A 4,003-nucleotide genomic window follows, 5' to 3' on the forward strand; every position below is an offset into this window, starting at 1 on the left:
AATCTGCAAAAATTGAAACCAACTCGATCCCAGCACTTGATACTCTGATAGATATCATTAGATCAAGAGATCCAAACTATAAAGTCATAATTGAGGGACATAGTGATCCATATGAGTTTAGAGAGATGCCAGGCATAGATAGTGCATGGGAACTCGGAGCATTAAGATCAGCAAAAGTTCTCGCTCGATTCGAGTACCTAGGATTTAACCCTAAAAAATTAGTCTCAGTAACAAAGGGAGATACAGAGCCGGTTGCTGAAAATGTAGATGAAAAAGGACTTCCTATTCTAGATAACCTTCCACTAAATAGAAGAGTTATCATCAAGGTTATTGAGCCAATTGGAGATGCTAAGAAAGTAAAATTCGGACTGGGAGTATATTTTAATGAAGAAACCAATCCTTAGAAAAATATTTATTTTCACTATATTTATAGTTATTGGATTGATCTCTTCTAAGCTCTATTTAAAGTATAATATTACTGAAAGTAAAAAGCTCTTACTCCAGTACAATGAGAATTCTATAAGAATAAGCTGCCCTAATTCACCAGTAGTGGTAAAATATCAAGAATGTTTTAGACAAATCCTCGGTAGAACGTTAGCGAGTGCATCCCCTACTGATATACTTGCAATAATAGAAAAGACAAACTATCTCTTTGAAAAAGATATTTTTCTTTCTGAGAATAATAAAGATAAATTCTTATCTACACTTTTCTACTATGAGAACTGGGTAATAATTTTAGATTATGCCAAAGAACTTAAGCTTGAGAGAAATACCATTTCATTTATAGATATTGCCTATATACCTTTTGTAAAAAAAGAAGTTAGAGAGGGAATTACTGAAGTATTTAGATCCTTTAACCTATTCAAGTCAAATATTTCAACAGCACACTATGAAGAGTATTCAAGTAGAATAAACCTTATAGCCAAAAGAGTTGATAGCTTAGGTATCAAGTAATAAAATTCATCAATACTACTTCACAACACCACGGTACTGATTGTCACATCTATCTACTATTAAAGAGATACTACTTTTAAATAGCTCTTTAAACTTTGAGAAAGTCTCATTCATAATAGAGTTAAGTGCTCCAATCTCAGGGTCTACTAATTTTCCTGAAATCTCTTGCGCAAATATACTACAACCTTTCTCATCGACAGTACCAATATTAAAATCTTCAAATCTATGATCGTTTAAATTAATTTTTCCATTTGCTACTATTCTATGCTTTTTAGTTGCTACAGCAACATCTTCAAGACTTACAACCTTCTGATTCATTGTGACCTTAGTAAAGACCTTATCTATAACTGTTTCTCCATTAACGACACCTTTCAAGCCGGCCTTAGCAAGGTCTGTTCCCTTAGAGACAAGAATCCCTATTGGACCTAGAGTCAGGTACCCGGCAACATCAAGTAGACCAACTTTTTTACTATCAATATAGGCATCCAATATCTCGTCTAAGTCCTTCCCTACCCATCTTAAATTTTCACCTTCAATGGTCAAACTCATCACATTATTTAAGGGTTCTGAAAAGTTCTCAATACGACCCTTATATTTGAGTTCCAATGCACCATGCAATTTAATGTCATTTAATTTTATCTGTTGAAACAAGTTATCGAGATCATTTAATTTCAAATCTATTTCTATATTTTGAAAGTCAGTATTCTTAAGAGAAATAATACCTTCCAAATCCTTATTTAATATAGATAGATCTATATTTCCTTCGATAAGAAGTTCGTCTAACTTTACGTTGATAATTTTAGATATAATTGAAATATTATTTACATTGTAGTCACTTAAAAGGGCCTCATCTATAATAATATCAATATTCTTAACAGTTATTGAGTCTATCCCTTTAGCTTTATTTTCTTTATTTTTATTAACAGTTTTTTTATTTAAGTTTTTCTTTTCAGAAATAGAGCGAATTTTAAATTTCAATTCTTCAATTACAATATCTTTTTTTATTAGAGATTTTATATCAACTCTTAAGAGCACTGTCTCAAAGTCAATCAAATAGTCAGGTAATTCAATTGAAATATTATCGGCCTTTAGTTCTTGTGCATTTAACAAGTTGTAAGAGATAGAATCGTTTGTAGAAACACGTATACTTGAGCTTGAGTTTATAGCCTCAAAAATTTGTTTTTGAAATAAACTGAAAGGTGTCACTAGTACTGTCAGGATCAAAATAGAAAGTAGTACTATTATAGAGAGTAAAATTTTCTTCATTATGAGTTTCCAAATTTATGTAGATTTGTGAGGGTTATAACACATGCTCACAAGTTTTCACAAAACATTAGGAAGTTTAATACTCTAAAACAAATGATGCTGTAAATTCTTCATCTTTAATATCAATAAGAAGCTCACTAGAGTGCAGCTTTAATATCTCACGAACAATCTCAAGACCAAAACCATAGCTTTTTTCTTCAGAGCTTCTTCCAATATTATTTACCTTATTATTATCTTTTATAGAATTCTTCATTGAAAACTCTACACCTTTTTCTTTATTTATAATTGATATATATATAATTGAATTTTCTTTTGAATACTTTAAGCTATTAGACAATAGGTTTGTAAACACTTGATGTATTCTCTCTTTGTCTATAAATACAAGCGCCTCTTCTATATTCTCTTCTATGCTTAAATTAGAGTTATTAGAGTATGTTTTAAAGTCATTAATAGACTCAGAAATAATATCTCCTAATAAGTACTTTCGTTTATCTAAACTTAATTTACCTTCTCCTATTATTGCTGCTTCTAAAACAGTATTTACTATCTCCATGGCCTTATTTGAGATTTCTTTAATTTCATTAATCATCTCTATAGACTCTTCTTCAGTCATTTCAGGCAATAATTCAGCTAGGCTAAAAATATTTCCAAGAGGAGATCTTAAATCATGAGCAAGGTAACCTGTTAATGTTCTAATTCTTTTATTTGCGCTTTGAAGTTTTTCTTCTTTATCCCTTAGAGAAAGGTACGTGCCAATAGAGTGAGCAAGCATTGAAATTAATTCTCTTTCATACTCTGAAAACCCATATTCTCTGACCTCAGTTGATGAAAAGTTTAAAGTTCCATATATTACATCTTCTTTATAGATAGGAGCTGAAATATAGGACTCTAATTTCATATTTTGATAGACAGGATGCCCACGCATCTCTTTTATTGCCCCAACATGAGGAAGTCCAATAACTTTCTGGGAGTTTACGACCTCGCGACAATAAGTTCCTTCTAAGTCAAAGGTATCACCTGGACTTAAGACGTTACCAGGAGATATGACATCTAGAACGGTATATTCATCTTCTACAATATTTGAAACAATACCAAACTCCATACTAAATATCTTAGTTCCTGCTAGGATATACTCACTGATTAAACTGTTAAAGTCAGCATAATGACTTGTAGTTAAGTAGTGAATAGTTTTTAAATTAGAAGAAAACTTTCTTAAAAGATCAATTTCATTTAACCCATCATGGAGTTCTGAAAATGTATTGTTATTTTTAAATTCAGGATATTTCATATCTCTAATCTTAAAGGATATTAAGTATTTAGACTAATACTTTAACAAAAATTAAGGGATAAAAGAGTTATTAATTTTAACTAGTTGTAATTAGTGTTACTCTTATTACTCACAAAGGTAGCCTTATGAAAATCATTGCACTTACAATACTCCTCTTTATATCACAATCATCTCTTTCTGAAGATGAGACTAGTATTTTTGACTTCACTTTATTAGCACCAAAGAGTAAGAAAATTAAATTACAACAATACAAAGGAAAGGCTCTACTCATTATAAATATAGCGACACGTTGTGGTTATACTGGACAACTAGATGATATTGAAAAACTCTATCAAAAATATCAAAAAGAAGGACTGAGAGTTATAGGAATTCCTTCAAATGACTTTGGAGGACAAACTCCTGAATCAAATCAAGAGGTCGTAGAAATGTGTCGCATAAAATACGGTGCGAGCTTCCCTATATCTAAAAAAGTAATCGTTCTTGGAAAGAATAAGC

At 30.9% G+C, this 4,003-nt stretch carries 5 protein-coding genes; 3 read left to right on the forward strand and 2 right to left on the reverse strand.

The window, feature by feature from the left end; all coding sequences use genetic code 11:
• Both ABX784_RS15950 and ABX784_RS15955 read left to right on the forward strand, forming a co-directional pair.
• Positions 1-404: OmpA family protein (locus ABX784_RS15950; protein WP_372656059.1), on the forward strand; the 404-nt coding region annotated here is incomplete at its 5' end.
• Positions 385-954, forward strand: coding sequence for a hypothetical protein (locus ABX784_RS15955; protein ID WP_372656060.1), 570 nt, complete (start codon positions 385-387; stop codon positions 952-954). The genes ABX784_RS15950 and ABX784_RS15955, both read left to right, overlap by 20 nt.
• Before the next feature lie 15 nt (positions 955-969).
• On the opposite strand, the gene ABX784_RS15960 is transcribed toward ABX784_RS15955, so the two are convergent.
• Together ABX784_RS15960 and ABX784_RS15965 are read right to left on the reverse strand one after the other, a co-directional pair.
• On the reverse strand, positions 970-2,220 hold the full coding sequence (locus tag ABX784_RS15960) for a hypothetical protein (RefSeq protein WP_372656061.1): 1,251 nt from the start codon (positions 2,218-2,220) through the stop codon (positions 970-972).
• Positions 2,221-2,296: 76 nt separating this feature from the next.
• Positions 2,297-3,508 (reverse strand): GAF domain-containing protein, encoded by a 1,212-nt coding sequence (locus ABX784_RS15965; RefSeq protein WP_372656062.1) that lies wholly within the window; start codon positions 3,506-3,508, stop codon positions 2,297-2,299.
• A gap of 125 nt (positions 3,509-3,633) precedes the next feature.
• Between ABX784_RS15965 and ABX784_RS15970 the strand changes: the two genes are divergently transcribed.
• Positions 3,634-4,003: redoxin domain-containing protein (locus ABX784_RS15970; protein WP_372656063.1), on the forward strand; the 370-nt coding region annotated here is incomplete at its 3' end.

It is taken from the genome of Halobacteriovorax sp. (genome assembly GCF_041587335.1).
In the GTDB taxonomy this organism is placed as follows: Bacteria; Bdellovibrionota; Bacteriovoracia; order Bacteriovoracales; family Bacteriovoracaceae; genus Halobacteriovorax.